This is a genomic window from Niastella populi (assembly GCF_002078015.1).
In the GTDB taxonomy this organism is placed as follows: Bacteria; Bacteroidota; Bacteroidia; order Chitinophagales; family Chitinophagaceae; genus Niastella; species Niastella populi.
Genome location: NZ_LWBP01000056.1, coordinates 156,390 through 172,351, shown reverse-complemented (window position 1 = coordinate 172,351; position 15,962 = coordinate 156,390). Strand labels below are relative to the sequence as shown.

Annotated in this window: 11 protein-coding genes; 7 read left to right on the top strand and 4 right to left on the bottom strand. The window is 45.7% G+C overall.

Annotated elements, in window-relative coordinates:
• Positions 1 to 27 precede the first annotated feature (27 nt).
• The 5 genes from A4R26_RS07275 to A4R26_RS07255 all read left to right on the top strand — a co-directional run bounded on the left by A4R26_RS07275 (position 28) and on the right by A4R26_RS07255 (position 6,135).
• Positions 28 to 1,998, top strand: coding sequence for a peptide-N-glycosidase F-related protein (locus A4R26_RS07275; protein ID WP_165760180.1), 1,971 nt, complete (start codon positions 28 to 30; stop codon positions 1,996 to 1,998).
• Positions 1,999 to 2,126: 128 nt separating this feature from the next.
• Positions 2,127 to 3,440: an AAA family ATPase gene (locus A4R26_RS07270; protein ID WP_081162918.1), complete on the top strand. Its 1,314-nt coding sequence runs from the start codon at positions 2,127 to 2,129 to the stop codon at positions 3,438 to 3,440.
• 1 nt (position 3,441) lies between these two features.
• Positions 3,442 to 4,692, top strand: a complete 1,251-nt coding sequence (locus tag A4R26_RS07265) for a tetratricopeptide repeat protein (RefSeq protein WP_081162914.1) — start codon at positions 3,442 to 3,444, stop codon at positions 4,690 to 4,692.
• A 165-nt stretch (positions 4,693 to 4,857) separates the two neighbouring features.
• On the top strand, positions 4,858 to 5,385 hold the full coding sequence (locus tag A4R26_RS35380; RefSeq protein ID WP_207625697.1) for a hypothetical protein: 528 nt from the start codon (positions 4,858 to 4,860) through the stop codon (positions 5,383 to 5,385).
• Between the two features lie 111 nt (positions 5,386 to 5,496).
• Positions 5,497 to 6,135: a 3-keto-disaccharide hydrolase gene (locus A4R26_RS07255; RefSeq protein WP_081162911.1), complete on the top strand. Its 639-nt coding sequence runs from the start codon at positions 5,497 to 5,499 to the stop codon at positions 6,133 to 6,135.
• A 224-nt stretch (positions 6,136 to 6,359) separates the two neighbouring features.
• Here A4R26_RS07255 and A4R26_RS07250 read toward each other — a convergent pair whose 3' ends face one another.
• Positions 6,360 to 6,983, bottom strand: a complete 624-nt coding sequence (locus A4R26_RS07250; protein ID WP_081162909.1) for a hypothetical protein — start codon at positions 6,981 to 6,983, stop codon at positions 6,360 to 6,362.
• Between the two features lie 682 nt (positions 6,984 to 7,665).
• Entirely contained in the window at positions 7,666 to 10,992 is a 3,327-nt protein-coding gene (treS, locus tag A4R26_RS07245; RefSeq protein WP_081162905.1) for a maltose alpha-D-glucosyltransferase, read from the bottom strand.
• A gap of 495 nt (positions 10,993 to 11,487) precedes the next feature.
• On the opposite strand from treS, the gene A4R26_RS07240 reads away from it, so the two are divergent.
• Entirely contained in the window at positions 11,488 to 11,877 is a 390-nt protein-coding gene (locus tag A4R26_RS07240; RefSeq protein ID WP_133054576.1) for a hypothetical protein, read from the top strand.
• Positions 11,878 to 11,969: 92 nt separating this feature from the next.
• Here the strand turns inward: A4R26_RS07240 and A4R26_RS07235 are convergent, their stop codons facing one another.
• A complete protein-coding gene (locus A4R26_RS07235) occupies positions 11,970 to 12,695 on the bottom strand; it encodes a Rossmann-fold NAD(P)-binding domain-containing protein (protein ID WP_081162897.1) in 726 nt (241 codons plus the stop codon).
• 406 nt (positions 12,696 to 13,101) lie between these two features.
• Between A4R26_RS07235 and A4R26_RS07230 the strand changes: the two genes are divergently transcribed.
• On the top strand, positions 13,102 to 13,590 hold the full coding sequence (locus A4R26_RS07230) for a YbhB/YbcL family Raf kinase inhibitor-like protein (protein WP_081162893.1): 489 nt from the start codon (positions 13,102 to 13,104) through the stop codon (positions 13,588 to 13,590).
• A gap of 96 nt (positions 13,591 to 13,686) precedes the next feature.
• Here the strand turns inward: A4R26_RS07230 and A4R26_RS07225 are convergent, their stop codons facing one another.
• Positions 13,687 to 15,954 (bottom strand): FdhF/YdeP family oxidoreductase, encoded by a 2,268-nt coding sequence (locus A4R26_RS07225; protein WP_081162890.1) that lies wholly within the window; start codon positions 15,952 to 15,954, stop codon positions 13,687 to 13,689.
• Positions 15,955 to 15,962 lie beyond the last annotated feature (8 nt).

Here is a 15,962-nt window from a genome sequence, read left to right as displayed (position 1 = left end):
TCTTTGCAAACTATGAAACCGGGTAATATGAATAAGCGCAGCATCAGCTTTTTTTCCGGCTGGCAAAGGACAGCGATCTTTCTGTTGATTTTATTGTTACAGGAAGTTGCTTCCTTTGCTTCCGATACTTCACATGTTGTTATTTCCTACGATCAGGTAGTCACCGATCCCTCAAAAGGTGTAAACCCCTATAGCCGCTGGACTGTTTTCCCCGGAAAGGATTTTCCCCTGCGAAAGGCCACCCTCTATGTGAAATTCGCCTGTCCCGATTCCATGCGTTGTGCCGACTGGGATTATTCAGATCGCATCGTACTGAAACGGCAGGGTGGTAAAAACGCGCCCATTCTCGATTATACCCTTGCGCAAATGCTTACGCCCTACGGCGGTGCGTTTTCGAAAGAATGGAATTTTCAATGGCAGGTCGATCTTACCGATTTCAGCCTGCTCCTGCGCGACAGCGTTGAAATAGAATACATCCATTCGGGTTATGAAGAAAATAAAGACCGCGGTTGGAAAATTCAACTTCAATTTTCTTTCATAAAAGGGCCGGCCGTTGCAACCCCGCTGGCTTTGCATAAAGTGTATAATGCCGGTTTTCAATATGGGAACAGCGCAGCGCCTATTGAGAACGAGTTGCGCCCATATACTTTTAAACCCAATGAAAAAAGCACTACGGCGCGGTTGTACGTTCTGCAAACCGGGCACGGAATGGATAGCAATGGTTGCGGTGAGTTTTGCAGCCGTTTTCGCGAGATCTGGTGGAATAATAAAATGGTGCGTAAAACAGATCTCTGGAAAAAATGCGGTGACAACCCTTTATATCCGCAGGCCGGTACCTGGGTAATCGATCGGGCCAACTGGTGCCCCGGTTATTTGAACCAGCCGGAGATCATCGATCAACGGCTTGTTGCAAAGCAGGAAAATGTGTTCGATATTCAAATGGAGCCTTATACAACAAGCGATCGCAATGTGATAGAAAATATTTATGCTTACCTAATAGAATATGGCGCCCCGGTTTCAAAGGTGGATGTTTCGCTGGAAGAAGTTGTTGTGCCTTCAACAACGGATATCTACCGGCGAAAGAACCCGGCCTGTATGAACCCGGTGATCGTTATTAAGAACAATGGCGCTGCCAATCTTACATCGTGCCAGTTCAGGTATGGTACTAAGGGATTTCCCACCCGGGTAGTCAAATGGAAAGGCAGTCTGGCCTTCGGCCAAACCGAACAGATCACCCTGCCAGGCGCGATCGATGGTAAAAACGGCGGGAATGAATTTGCCGTCTCAATAGAACAACCCAATGGTGGAAAAGATAACTACCCCGCCGATAATAAAGTGGTAAGCTATTTTCAAAGCGTTCCGGTGCACGATAATCAGATCATTATACATTTCAGAACGAATAGCAAACCGGCGGACAATAGTTACAGCGTCATCGATGCAGCCGGGAAACCCGTTTTCGAACGCCGGCTGGGTTCGTTGTTAAAAGATACGCTCTACAGGGATACCATTAGCCTGCAACCCGGTTGTTACCGGTTCGATATAGTGGATACTTCAGGTAACGGGCTCGAATTCTGGTATGCTGTAAGGGCCGGAAGGGGCACCTGCAAAATATTGAATGGAAAAGGGGAGATGCTTAAAAGTTTTGAATCCGATTTCGGGAATGGCGTGAGTTATGAATTTATGGTATCGCCCGACAGTTTACAATGGGCAAAACCCAGCGAAGAGATCGCTGTTGGTTTATTCCCTACCATGACAAAAGGCAAAGTGATAATGGATTATTTCAGTAACCAGCCGCAGGACGCCCTTGTACAAATAGTTGCCGATGGCGGTAATAATGAAGTGGTGGAAGAGCACCGGTATGCCAACCTCAGGGAAGCTGTTTTTCAATACGATATGGGTTACCGCCCGCCGCAACGTTATTACCTGAAGGTGTTCATAAAAGGTAAACTGGTTTTCAATAAAAGAATAAGAGTGGTACAGCGGGTTCCCGGGCAATAAAGTTATTGGTAATTATCTATTTTGTATATTTCGCCTATATTGGAACGGAGACTAAAACGGCGTTCATTTGCCTGTGATTTTAACGTTCCGTTAGTAAATATTTAAGACGATAGTAATACCAAATAACAATGAACGAAAGTACCATCGATAGTTTGCGGGAAGCCCTGAAGCATTCGCCCAACAATACGCCGCTGAGGTTGCTGCTGGCCGATACCTTGCTGGGGCTGAACCGTTTGGAGGAAGCGGAAACAGAGTATACCCAGGTGCTGAAATTTGTGAATGACACAAAGGCAAAGATCGGGTTGGCAAAAGTTTTCTACAGAAAAGGCAACTACTCGGCCTGTAATGTGATCCTCGAAGAATTTATTGAAAGCGGCCGCGCCGATATCGAGGCGCTTGTTTTATATGCCAAAGGCTTACTGAAAGAAAACTCGGTAGCCAAAGCCATCGACACCTATAAAAGGGTATTGGGCATTGACCCGAATTTCTACGATGAAGAGCTCGACAGTCAACTGCGGGTTAAAGGTGGGCCAACAGAAAGTGAGCCGGAGGAAGAAGATGCGTATGATAGCCGCTTTTTGCAAAAGCCATCCATAAACTTCAGTGATGTGGGCGGTATGGATGCGGTGAAAAAAGAGATCGAATTAAAGATCATAAAACCATTATTACATCCCGAACTATATAAGGCCTACGGCAAAAAGATCGGCGGCGGTATTTTGTTATACGGTCCGCCCGGTTGCGGTAAAACCTTTCTGGCAAAAGCAACTGCCGGACAGGTAAATGCCAGATTCATCAGCGTGGGCCTGAGTGATATTCTCGATATGTGGGTGGGGAACAGCGAAAAGAACCTGCATGAGATCTTCGAGCTGGCCCGTTACAATACACCCTGCATCCTGTTCATCGATGAAATAGATGCGCTGGGCGCCAGCAGAAGCGATATGAAACAATCTGCGGGCCGACATTTGATCAATCAGTTCTTACAGGAGCTCGATGGCATCGACACAAGCAATGAAGGCGTGCTCATCATTGGCGCCACCAATACGCCATGGAACCTTGACCCTGCGTTCAGAAGACCGGGCCGGTTCGACAGGATCGTTTTTGTGCCGCCGCCCGATGAAGCCACCCGCGAATCGATCCTGAAATTGAAACTGAAGAACAAGCCAATTGATGCTATCGATTATTCGCAACTCGCCAGAAAGACCGAAAATTACTCCGGCGCCGATATCGATGCCGTCATCGATATTGCCATTGAATTGAAACTGGAATCCTCTTTTACCGATGGCGTTCCCAAACCCATTGAAACGAAGGACCTGCTGAATGCGGTGAAAAAACATAAAGCCAGTACACAGGAATGGTTCACTACCGCAAAGAATTTTGCCATGTTTGCCAATGATTCCGGTTTGTACGATGATATTCTATCCTATTTAAAAATAAAAAAGTGACATGATCGAGTACAGTCTTTCGAAAATTGGTATTCTCATTCAGCAGAAAAAATACGACGCAGCGGAGAAGATCCTGAGACAATTACTGGCACAGGAACCTACCAATATTTACTATCTGTCGTTGCTGGCGGAATTGAATCTGCAACAGGATAGAGTAGAAAAAGCGGAAAGCATTATTGACGATGCGATCGGGCTTTCGCCCGATACCGCGCATTTGTATTTTATAAAATCGAGGATCGATATTCAGAAAGACAGGTTTGATGATGCCGAAAAAAGTATTCAGCAATCCATCACACTCGACCCATATACCGCCGATTATTTTGCCTGGTTCGCTAACATTAAATTGGCCCGCAAGCAGTTTGAAGAAAGTTTGCGCCTGGCCAACCAGGCTTTGGAGATTGATGCCGAAGACCTGCTGGCGCTGAACGTGCGCAGCACGGTATTGATAAAGCTGAACCGGAAAGAAGAATCTTTTCAAACCATAGAAGGGGCATTGCGGCAGGACCCCAACAATGCCTATACCCATACTAACTATGGTTGGGGGTTGCTTGAGAAAGGCGATCATAAAAAAGCACTGAAGCATTTCAAAGAAGCGCTGAAGAACAATCCCAATTATGAGTACGCGCAGAAAGGCATGATAGAAGCGCTGAAAGCAAGTAACCCGATCTACAGGATGTTCCTTAAATATCAATTCTGGATCAGCAATCTGCCGTCCAATTACCAGTGGGGTTTTGTGATCGGTGTTTATTTTGGAACACAGCTTTTGAACAAACTCGCAGACAGCAGCCCTTCCTTCAGGCCTTTTGTTACCCCCATTATCATTGCGCTGGTAGTATTTGCATTTTCAACCTGGGTTATAAAACCCGTAAGCAACATGTTGCTTCGGTTCAATGCGTACGGCAGGTTCCTGCTCGATAGAAAAGAAAAGTTAAGTTCCAACTTTGTAGCAGCAAGCCTGCTGGTGTTAATTGCAGGGGTGGCGTTGTATTTTATCACCTCAGATGCGTTTTATTTATTTGTAGCAGGGTACGGCGGGGCCATGATGGTTTTGTGCGGCGTAATGTTCATTCCATCGAGGTACAACTCAATTATGCTTTATACCATTGGAATGGCGGTACTGGGATTAATTGCTTTATACACAATTTACATAAACATTCCGGCCTCTGTTAATCTTGCGTATGCTTTTTTTATAGGGTTTATTGCCTTCCAGTGGATGGCAAACTTCCTGATGATAAGACGTAATAACCGGTAAAACTGAAAAATATGTAAGCGTGAGCCGCCCGCCGACAGGTGAGCGGCTCACCTTTTTTATCAAACGAAGATCACGTGGATATCTTAAATAGACAGCTGATGCAATTTATGTTCAAGTTTTTGGTTTTATTTTTGATGATTCCCTGTTAAAGAAACAATATCTATTATGAAGAAAGTCTTAGTTGTTATTTGTGTATTATTCGCCTGTACCGGAATTAATTTCGCTCAAACTTCCCCCGCAAAAAAGGAAATAGCTAAAAAGGAAACCAAAAAAAAGAACGCCGGCCCTGCTAAAAAGGATGGAACGCCCGACATGCGTTATAAAAAGAACAAGGCCGCTGCCGATACCACAAAGAAGCTGAAGAAAGATGGAACGGCTGATATGCGTTACAGGAAGAACCAGGCGCCAGCCGGTGATACCACTAAACGCTGGAAAAAAGAGGGCGCTGCCGGCGGGAAAATGAAAGGCAGCCATGCAGCCGGTGACACTACGAAACGCTGGAAAAAAGAGGATGCAAAGAACATGAGCCACAGGAAGAACCAGGCGCCGGCCGGCGATTCCACAAAAAGAGTAAAAAAAGATGGTGCACCCGATATGCGTTTCAAAAAGAACCAGGCTGCTGCCGACTCTGCAAAACATAGAAGAAAAAATGGTATGGTTGACAAACGTTTTAAGGAGAATAAAAAAAGTTAGTAACACGGGGAACCCGAACCTGAATTCGAAATCCCGAAAATACAGGTGCCCGGTACCCGGTAACATTTTTGCATAATTTGCTAAACAACTACCTTCATGCAAATGATTAGAATGAAAAAATTATCATACCTGTTAACGATCACAGCCTGTATGCTGGGTGGGGTAGCTGTTGCGCAAAAAAAATCAAAAGGATGGATCTCCCTGTTTGATGGAAAAACGCTTAACAACTGGAAGGTGGGCGACAATGCAGCGTCTTTTACAGTAGATAGCGGAATGATCATTGCCCATGGAAATGTAGCGCACCTGTTTTACGACGGGAAGGCAGGGGACCATAATTTTAAGAATTTTCATTTTAAAGCACAGGTGAAAACTACACCCGGCTCAAATAGCGGGCTCTACTTTCACACTGCCTTTCAGCAGGGCGGCTGGCCTTCAAAAGGATATGAAGTGCAGGTAAATAATTCTCATACCGACTGGCGCCGTACCGGCAGTTTGTATGCGGTGCAGGATGTAAAAGAGGTGTATGTAAAAGATAATGAGTGGTATACCGAGGAAATAATCGTGGAAGGAAATAAAGTGACTACCAAAGTGAACGGTAAGGTACTGGTTGAATATACCGAGCCAGAAGATGTTCAGCGTTCTCCCGATATGAACAGCCGCAAACTCTCAAGTGGTACATTCGCTTTACAGGCTCATGATCCTAACAGCAAAGTATATTATAAAAATATAAAGGTAAAGATACTGCCTTAAACAGGCTAAGTCGAAAGGTCAAAGTAAAACGCTTAATGCTGTAATCAGTGTTAAGCGTTTTGCTTTTAACTGCTGCTTCTCTATTTTGTTTTTTACTTTTTCCTTTTGGCTTGCAGCTTCCTGCTTTCTGTATTTTGCATTTGAGCTCACGAATAATAGCGGGTTCAACTGAACTAAGAACTAAGAACTGTGAACTAGGAACTATGAACTGTGAACTGTGAACTTTATTGGCGGGGAGTTAATTTATTATCTTCACTAAGTGCTTTCAACTTATTTACCAGTTCAACACTAATCCCGTCCGGATGCGACTCAATGAACTCCGACAAACGGGGGTCATTTGTCATGGCAAGATAGCAGGCAAAGTTATCGGTGATGAGCTCGTTGCTGTTTTCGGCAAGTAGTTTGTCGATGAATTTTTTATTATCCGTTATATCGAGCTGTTCGGCAATGTATTTATCGATCTTGAGAATGAGGTCGAGAAAAAAATCTACTGTGGCGCCGTAAATATTCTGATAGCGGAAATCGTATTTGGTTGGGCCATAGATATATTCGTTCCTGCCGGTCTTATTTGCTTTGATCCATTTTTTTAATTTCTTGGAGCCAACATACGGCAGGATCTCCAAACCTACACTGCTGCCGGCCATATTGCTTCGCGAGCTCCAGAAATTTATTTCCACAAAAAGGTCGCGCGATTCTATTTTCACTTTCGGGCGGCTTCTGGTGTATTTGTAACCTTTCTGCTGATAATAATAACCAATTGCCTGACAAAATTCATCAAAGATTTCGGCAGGGGGTGTAGTGTCGCTTTGGTTGGTAAGAATGCTATTTTCAGTCCAGAATGTTGTCATAAAACTAACCGGAACCGGATCGATTTTGATAGTAATTTACCAATTATTCTTACTTCAATTCAATCAATAATAATTTTACGGCCCCGGTTGGGCATTAGAAAATACAATTGGGTGATGTTTAAGCAGATACAAATTAAATAAGTACTGTGATATTGATTAGGATCATTGAAATATTAAGTGACGGCGGGAATATTTTGTTGTGACGGCGGTCATTGTTTCCGCTTTTTTGAATTAGTAAATTTATCTCAGATTAATCAAAGGGCGATCGGTTAAGCAGGAGGATAGAAAAAACTGTTTCGAAATTGTTGTAAAGAGGCAAGAACGGGAACAGAAAACTATCCGTCCGAAAAAGCAGAATTCATCTGTTATCTTAACGCGAAGACCTGAATTTGGTTAAGCAAACGCTGATAGCACCAACAAGCTACCAACGTTAGACGGGGGCGGTCCGCAAGTCGGATCGCTCTTTTTTTAATGTGATAATGTGCTGATTTGCTAATGTGCTCATGCTTCATCGTTCGGCAGTTTTTATAAAACTTAAACGCACGCGTAAGCATCCTTTTATTAATTTGCCAATATGCTGATTTGCTAAAGTGCTAATGCTTCGACGTTCAGCAGTTTTTATAAAACTAAAGCTAACGCGTAAGCATCCACCCAGCATGCATTCCATTAGCACATTAGCTAATTATCGAATTATAGTCTTTATCGTTCTCATCGGCACCATTATGGAACCATACCCATTACTGAGGCCATGGTTCAGGTCGTTCAGTGATTTCTCGAGTAAAAATGTTTGTATCATCACCCTGAAATCATGTTTATCGGCCGGTATAAATTTGCTTCCTGCAACCGTATCGAGATACGCTTTCATGAAAAATCCACCCATATAGTGCGCCCACAGCCTGATAAAAGGTACATACTTCGCCATATTCTCTTTTAGCATATGATGGTTTTGATGAAATCCTTCATACACGGTATTATGAAACGAGCGCAGCATGGTAGCCACATCGTGCAACGGCGATCTTTTCAGCCTTCTTTCACTATAGGGGCGAAGCGGATCACCGCCGTAACCCTGTATGGCAATGTCTTTACCCGTTAGTAATACCTGGCTTAACGTATAATAGCCATGGATCCTTATTTTTAAAACGTCTAGTTTTTTAGTATAGATCTTTTTGAACACGTTCAGCACTTCATCGCGATGTTTCAGTAATTCTTCCGCTTCGGATTGCAGCTCGGGCGGAAGTTTGTTCAAATTTCTTTTCAGGTTTTGAAAAACTTCCCGTACCAGCGATACCATGGCTGAGAACAGGGAGCGCTGGTAGTGCAGCGAAAACTCTTCGGGTTTAAAATCCTTTACCATGGTGCCTGATGCAAGCGCCAGATGCATTTGCCCGGTGCGAATGCCTATCAGCCGCGCCTGGTCGGCCGCGCGGCCGCCCAACAGGTCCTTCAATTCATTCGGCAATTCATCGATGCCAACCGGTTCGGTAAGGTTGCCCATTGCTTCCCAGGCAGGCAGATTATCCTGGTTCAGGGCCAGTATCCTTTCTATGTAATTGTACACCCGTTCCTGCATGTAGGTGTACCCGTTACCGTGGTTCTCGATCATCACCTGCAGCATGCCCATAGTGATCATGCCTTTTTCCGTGCCCCATTCTATGGCGCCCAGGAATGCGGGTATATATTCATATTTTGCTTCTTCGCTCAGGAAATGGGTAATTTCGGCATCGGGATTAATATAATAATCCACCCGACGGTAAATGGTCAAAAAGAAATTATTGTCGTAAGTGATGGAACCATTGTACCGGTCACCCTCGAATATTTTTGACTTTATATCTTCATGTTGCACCGAATAGGTGGTCAGCGATCCGTTGTTATGGAACCTGAGCTGGTTGCTGTCGCGGCCCTGTAAAGTTTCATTGTGCGCCAGGTGTTGAAGAAGCCATTGCTGAAATGTAGTTACGAACAATGCGTCGCACAAGATCCCTTCCTGCTCACCTGCATGCATCCAGGCAATAACGCTATGCGGAAAACTGCTTGCCAGTTTTCGCGCCACCGGGTCTTGTGCAAACGTTACTATTAGCTGGTACATTTCCGGTAGTCCGCTTTCGTAGGTCACTTCCAGCAACAATAGCAACGCTTCGGGCGATGATGGAATGTTCATGTAGTTGATGATCTCCACTCCATGCACCGAACGTGCCCGGCCGGTAAACCATTTACATTGTTTGAGGTAGGCCGGCAGTACGGCGTTTTCCAGCTCTGCGCGGGTCGATTTATTCACTATATCCTGCAGCTTGTTTATTTGCAGCAGCGGAATTGTTTTTTTTTCGTCGATCCCGGGGTGTGTTTTTTCAAGCGAGAACCACAGCCAGTTGTGCGGACCGAGCGTAAAGAAGTAGGTGCCTGCTTTGCCAACGGCCGGAAATTTGTTCCTGCTCATCAGTTCCATCAGGGCAAAACCTTTATAACCCTCCAGCGGTACTTCGGCAACCTGCGCAAACTTCGACAGGTTTACTACTATCAGCAGGGTTTCATTTTCATACCGCCTTAAAAAAGCCAGCACTTTCGGGTTGTCGACATTCAGAAAGGTAAGATCGCCGCGGCCAAAAGCTTTGTGTTTTTTACGCATGTTGATCATGCGTTTCATGAACCAGAAAAGCGATGAGGTATTGCGGCGCTGCATTTCCACATTCACCGATTCATAATGATATTCGGGATCGAGGATCAGCGGTAAATACAACTGATGGGGGTTCGAATTCGAGAAGCCGGCGTTGCGGTCGGGCGACCATTGCATGGGCGTACGCACGCCATCGCGATCGCCGAGGTAGAAGTTATCGCCCATGCCGATCTCATCGCCGTAATAAATTACCGGGGTGCCGGGCAGGGAGAACAGCAGCGAATTGAGCAGTTCTATCTTTTCGCGGTTATTTTCCATCAGGGGCGCCAGCCGGTGCCGGATACCGAGGTTGATGCGGGCCTTGGGGTCCTTTGCATACACTTTGTACATATAGTCCCGTTCTTCATCGGTCACCATTTCGAGTGTAAGCTCATCGTGGTTGCGCAGGAAGATGGCCCACTGGCAGGTGGGCGGTATGGCCGGTGTTTGATCAAAAATGTCGGTGACGGGGTAACGGTCTTCCATTTGAAGGGCCATGAACATCCGGGGCATCACAGGGAAATGGTAGTTCATATGGCATTCGTCGCCATCGCCGAAATAGGAGGCGGAATCTTCCGGCCACATGTTGGCTTCGGCCAGTAGAACGGTGCCGGGAAATTTTTCATCGACATGAGCGCGTAACCGTTTCAGGAAGGCATGCGTTTCGGGCAGGTTCTCCCCATTGGTGCCTTCGCGCTCGAACAAATACGGCACAGCATCGAGCCGGAAACCGTCGACGCCCATATTGCACCAGTAATCGATAATATTGAACACTTCCTTCTGTACCTGCGGGTTGTCGTAGTTCAGGTCGGGCTGGTGGTGAAAAAAGCGGTGCCAGTAATATTGTTCCGCTACGGGGTCCCAGCTCCAGTTGGAGGCTTCGAAATCCTGGAAAATGATGCGCACATCCTTGTACTGGGTGGGGTCGTCGGTCCAGACGTAATAATTTCTTTCGGGCGACCCTTTAGGCGCGGTCCTTGCCCGCTGAAACCAGGGATGCTGGTCAGACGTGTGGTTAATGACCAACTCGGTAATGATCCGCAGGTTGCGCTGATGGGCTTCATCGAGCAGCATTTTCAACTGGGGTATGTTTCCGTATGTATTGTTAATATTATAGTAATCGGCAATATCATAGCCATCGTCACGCAGGGGCGATGGATAGAAGGGCAGGAGCCAGATCGTATTCACGCCCAGTTCCTGCAGGTAATCGAGTTTTTGCATCAGTCCGCCAAAATCGCCGATGCCATCGCCATTGCTGTCGCAAAAGGCTTTTATGTGCAGCTCGTAAATTATGGCGTCTTTATACCAGTGCAGTTTATCGCTAAGGACGTGATTTGTATTTTTTATTTTCTTTTCCATGATACCCCGGTTATATGTATTCTTTATTGAACATAATTTTTATGCCAGAAGGGATAAATGCATTACTTTTTATGACGGAACCGGGTAAAGATCGGGTATTGTTAACACATTGATTAAGATGTGCCACACTTTTTCCGGCGCTCATAATGCAGGTGTGGCGCACCTGTTTTTTAAAGGGAGAAAAGCATCCTTGATTATTATCAAATGTCGATTAGTTTTTGCTCCGTATATGCCTTAAAGTTGTAAATTACGCTTACTATGCTTAAGGCTTAAGGCTATATCCCGAATTTCGGGTTGTTCGAAGAAATTCGGTTAGAACGATTTTCGGGGCTGATTGAAAATAATCGGGAAGAATTTGTTTCGGAGGTTAGCCTTAAGCGTTGAGCGTTCAGCATTTTGTTAAGGCATTCTGATTGGTGAGCCAAAGCCGCTATTGGCAAAACCCACGTCTGACCGGCAGTGATGTGCCGGGCGGACATTAAACGAAAACTCAGCATGGCCTTAGTTCCACAGAAATTATCCGTTACTGCCAGGCAAACAATCAATCAGAAAAGACGCATCAGGCTGGCAGCGCTTCCCTGCTTTTGTAAACTCCCCAATGAAGCCAGGCCGTTTTTCAGGCAATGGCACATTCATGCGATCGATGTTTCCAAGATCAATTCAATAAGTTATGCCGATGCGCGGCAAATGATGCAGCAGGTGCGTAATTATTATGGTAAATCCAGGCGGGATGTTATTACCATAGAAGAATTCAGTGAATATACCGGGAAAAGTAAAAGCCTTGTGCGAATGGTTGTTGTATCGCGAACGATAGAACAGGAGTTGAAAAGGCAATGCAATCTGAATGGAAAAACCCAGCTCTCGAACTACAAACCCAATTCATAGATAAGGAACTATAAACTATGAACTATAAACTATGAACTATAGACTGTGAACAAGGAACTATGAACTATGAACTGTGAACTGTGAACTGTGAACTAATTGAACAGTACCTGCGACTCGCGGTTTTGCAGTGAGGTTTCCCACTCGAGCAACATATCGAGGGTTATCTCCATATTGATGATCATTTTTTCGGTGCAGGTGATCAGCGTATCGAGGTAATAAGATACGTGCGACATGACCTGAACGCGGCTCTTGTCTTTCCCCTGCTCCTGTTCTTTTTGCAACAGCATATGAAAATATTGGTAGTATTCACCTACCTGGTACAAATAATCTTCAATGATGCGGTGCATGGTAGCCACTTCTTCACTGTCTACCGACTGGCTAACGGCAAAACTGGTTTCATTAAAATAGCAGGCGTTCAGGTTGCCAAGCAATAGTTCCTGGCCGTTCATATCGTATTCGGCTACCAGTTCCTGAAACGAAACCAGTAATTCAATAAGGTGTTTATAGTATTGCGCAGTAAAAGGTTCTGAACTGGCATGGTTGCGTAATTCATTGTGGGTTTCCTGTACAAAGGCTGTTAAGCGGGCAGCGTCCCTGCTGTCTTTTTGGGTAAGCTTTGAAAGCAGGCGGGAGATGATGGCGTTATCGGGAATTTGATCGTTAAGCGATTTGCCTAAAGCGTTTATTTCTTCTTCGCTTCTGCGGCCATAAGTGCTTAACACGATCTGTTGAAATGGTTTTTCTTCAGCACAGAATGTCACGGGTAGTTCCTGTCTGAATTGCCTGGTGAAGCTGTTGTTGAAAGGATAGCTGGACATAACAGTGATTTTTTAGTGAAAAATGTAACCACATCACAATAATACATCGGCTGCACTGCGGTTTGCAAGTATATCAACCTGTAATCCTTGTTGTTACTGGTTAATAGACCCGCCACTAATCATTATTATGTATGACGTAGGGGCTTTCGGTAAGTTTAATGGTTATGTCCGGCACAACGATCGTTCGGGCCGGTGGTGCTTGTATACGTATAACGGACAATTATGAAAAGTTATTGAGTATGCTTTATCAAATTGTTGTAGCTAATTGATTTATAGCAAAGGATTACCCATTCTCCTTATTGCCGCAATCACAATAATGTGTGATTATCGTCATTGTTAAAGTTTTGTTGGGATAATATATTTGATCAATGCCGATTTACAAACAAACGATCATTAAAGTATAGCCATGAAATTTACCACTTCCAATACATCAGCCCGGCAAACTTTCCGCGATATTGCGGCACTACATATCAGCAGTACCGAATTTGAGCCCAACGGTTTTATTCCTCCCCGGTTCACGTGCGATGGCCTCAATGTAAACCCGCCGCTGGATATTTCTGATATTCCGCCGGCTGCCAAAAGCCTGGCACTGATCGTAGATGATCCTGATGCGCCCATTCGCGCCTGGGTACACTGGCTTGCATGGAATATTCCGGTTGATACCCACATAAAGGAGGCCACTTCTCTTAAAGAACAGGGCGTCAATGATTTCCGGCTAAATAAGTATGGCGGGCCCTGTCCGCCCTATGGCGTACACCGGTATTATTTCAAAGTTTACGCATTGGATACGCAGCTTACGTTGAAACCTGATGCCGGCCGGAACGACCTGGAAAAGGCAATGCAGGGGCATGTGGTTGGGTATGGGGAGTTGATGGGAAGATATAAAAGACGGTAATTAGCTAATGTGCAATTAGCTAATGTGCTAATTCGATAATTATCACATTTGCCAATGTAACCTGCAACTCATTCCTGTATTCTCAAACGCGTCGACTTACGCATCGACTTTCTTCACGGTCACCACCACCGCCTTCGATACCGGCGTATTGCTTTTCTTCGCTACACTGTTCACCGGCACCAGCACGTTGGCCTCAGGGAAATAGGTGGCCGTACATTTCGGTGGAATGGGGTAGGGAACTACAATGAATTTATGCGCTACACGCTCAACGCCGCCGTGGTGATTGTAAATATCCACCACATCGCCCTGTTGCAGCTGCCGCCGGTCCATATCCTGCCGGTTCATCAGTATCACCCGCCGTTCCTGATAAATACCGCGGTAGCGGTCGTTCAACCCGTAAATGGTTGTGTTGAACTGGTCGTGGCTGCGTATGGTCATCATCAGCAGTTCGTTCTCTTCCAGTTTGATGGTAGTGATGGGCGCAATATTGAAATGTGCTTTTTTACTGGTGGTATTGAACGAACCTTCGCGGTTGCAGTTGGGTAAATAAAAACCGCCCGGTTCCCGTACCCGTTTGTTATAATCGGTAAAACCGGCGATCGTTCTTTCTATGTCATTCCTGATGTGATCATAATTTTGTAAATATTTATCCCAATCGATCTTGCTGCGACTGCCCAATGTGGCTTTTGCCAGCCGGCATACGATCACGGGTTCGCTCAGCAATTCGTTTGATACAGGTTCCAATACACCTTTCGACAACTGTATAACACCCATGGAATTCTCGCACGATACGATCTGTTCTTCGCCATTCACAATGTCTTTATCGCTGCGGCCAAGGCAGGGCAGTATCAATGCTTCCGCGCCGTGTACGAGGTGGCTTCGGTTAAGCTTGGTAGAAACATGTACCGTCAATGTGCACCTGCGTAGGGCAGCGGCGGTGTAATTGGTATCGGGTGTGGCCGATAAAAAGTTTCCGCCCATGGCAATGAATACCGATGCCCTGCCGCCATGCATGGCTTTTATGGCTTCCACCACATCGTACCCGTGGTGTTGCGGCGGCTGAAAATTAAAGTTGGCGGCAATATTGTTCAGGAACTGCTCACCGGGTTTTTCATAAATACCCATCGTACGGTCACCCTGCACATTGCTGTGGCCCCGTACGGGGCAGGTACCTGCCCCGGGTTTGCCTATACTGCCTTTCAGTAATAACAGGTTCACGATCTCTTTAATAGTGTCAACGGCGTTTACATGTTGGGTTAAACCCATGGCCCAGCACGCAATAATGCGGGTTTTGTTTTTCAACAGTTCGGCTACTTCGGTAAGTTGGGTTACAGAAATACCGCAGGCCTGTGATAAATGATCCAGGTCCTGTTGTTGAAGGTCATTGATGAACGCATCGTACCCTTCGGTATGGTTACGAATAAAATCCCTGTCGAAAACGGAACCGGGTTGTTGTTGTTCATATTGCCATAACAGGTACCCGATGGCTTTCAGCAGCGCCATATCGCCATTGATAACTATGGGCAGAAAAATATCGGTAAGTGGTGTGTCAATTCCCAGCAGGCCCTTCACCTGTTGCGGATTGCTGAAACCCATCAGTCCGGTTTCGGGCAGTGGGTTAACGGCAATGATGCGGGCGCCGTTTGCTTTTGCTTTTTGTAAAGCGGTAAGCATGCGCGGGTGATTGGTGCCGGGGTTTTGTCCGAGTATGATGATCACTTCCGCTTCATAAAAATCTTCCAGTTTAACCGACCCTTTGCCAATGCCCAGCGATTCACCCAATGCCACGCCGCTGCTTTCATGACACATATTGCTGCAATCGGGCAGGTTGTTGGTGCCGTATTCACGCACAAAAAGCTGGTACAGAAAAGCGGCTTCATTGCTTGTTCTTCCCGAAGTATAAAAAATAGCTTCATCGGGTGATGACAGCTGGTTAAGGGCTGTGCCTATTTTGTTAAAGGCCTCGTTCCACGATATGGGTTGATAATTTGATGCGCCCTGCGGCAGGAACATGGGTTGGGCAATGCGGCCTTTACGGCCAATTTCATAATCGCTGAGGGTGGCCAGGTCTTCAATGGCATGTTGGGCAAAGAATGCAGGCGTTAACTTTTTAAGCGTAGCTTCTTCTGCAATGGCTTTAGCACCGTTTTCACAATATTCTCCCAATGCCGACCGGTCATCATCAGGGTCGGGCCAGGCGCAGCCGGGACAATCAAAACCGTCTTTCCTGTTCATGCTGTTCAGCGCCTTCCAGCCACGCGTAACACCTGCTTCGCCCACTACCTGTTTAATGGTTTCAACGATGGCGGGCAGGCCGGCTGCGGACTTCTTTATTTTTCCTATTCTTAATTTTTTGTTACTCATTACTTTTT

What these genes read in the sequence shown, in the direction of transcription:
- A4R26_RS07275 (WP_165760180.1), top strand. Translation starts at nt 28, where the DNA reads ATGAATAAGCGCAGCATCAGCTTTTTTTCCGGCTGGCAAAGGACAGCG.
- A4R26_RS07270 (WP_081162918.1), top strand. Translation starts at nt 2,127, where the DNA reads ATGAACGAAAGTACCATCGATAGTTTGCGGGAAGCCCTGAAGCATTCG.
- A4R26_RS07265 (WP_081162914.1), top strand. Translation starts at nt 3,442, where the DNA reads ATGATCGAGTACAGTCTTTCGAAAATTGGTATTCTCATTCAGCAGAAA.
- A4R26_RS35380 (WP_207625697.1), top strand. Translation starts at nt 4,858, where the DNA reads ATGAAGAAAGTCTTAGTTGTTATTTGTGTATTATTCGCCTGTACCGGA.
- A4R26_RS07255 (WP_081162911.1), top strand. Translation starts at nt 5,497, where the DNA reads ATGAAAAAATTATCATACCTGTTAACGATCACAGCCTGTATGCTGGGT.
- A4R26_RS07250 (WP_081162909.1), bottom strand. Translation starts at nt 6,983, where the DNA reads ATGACAACATTCTGGACTGAAAATAGCATTCTTACCAACCAAAGCGAC.
- treS (WP_081162905.1), bottom strand. Translation starts at nt 10,992, where the DNA reads ATGGAAAAGAAAATAAAAAATACAAATCACGTCCTTAGCGATAAACTG.
- A4R26_RS07240 (WP_133054576.1), top strand. Translation starts at nt 11,488, where the DNA reads ATGGCCTTAGTTCCACAGAAATTATCCGTTACTGCCAGGCAAACAATC.
- A4R26_RS07235 (WP_081162897.1), bottom strand. Translation starts at nt 12,695, where the DNA reads ATGTCCAGCTATCCTTTCAACAACAGCTTCACCAGGCAATTCAGACAG.
- A4R26_RS07230 (WP_081162893.1), top strand. Translation starts at nt 13,102, where the DNA reads ATGAAATTTACCACTTCCAATACATCAGCCCGGCAAACTTTCCGCGAT.
- A4R26_RS07225 (WP_081162890.1), bottom strand. Translation starts at nt 15,954, where the DNA reads ATGAGTAACAAAAAATTAAGAATAGGAAAAATAAAGAAGTCCGCAGCC.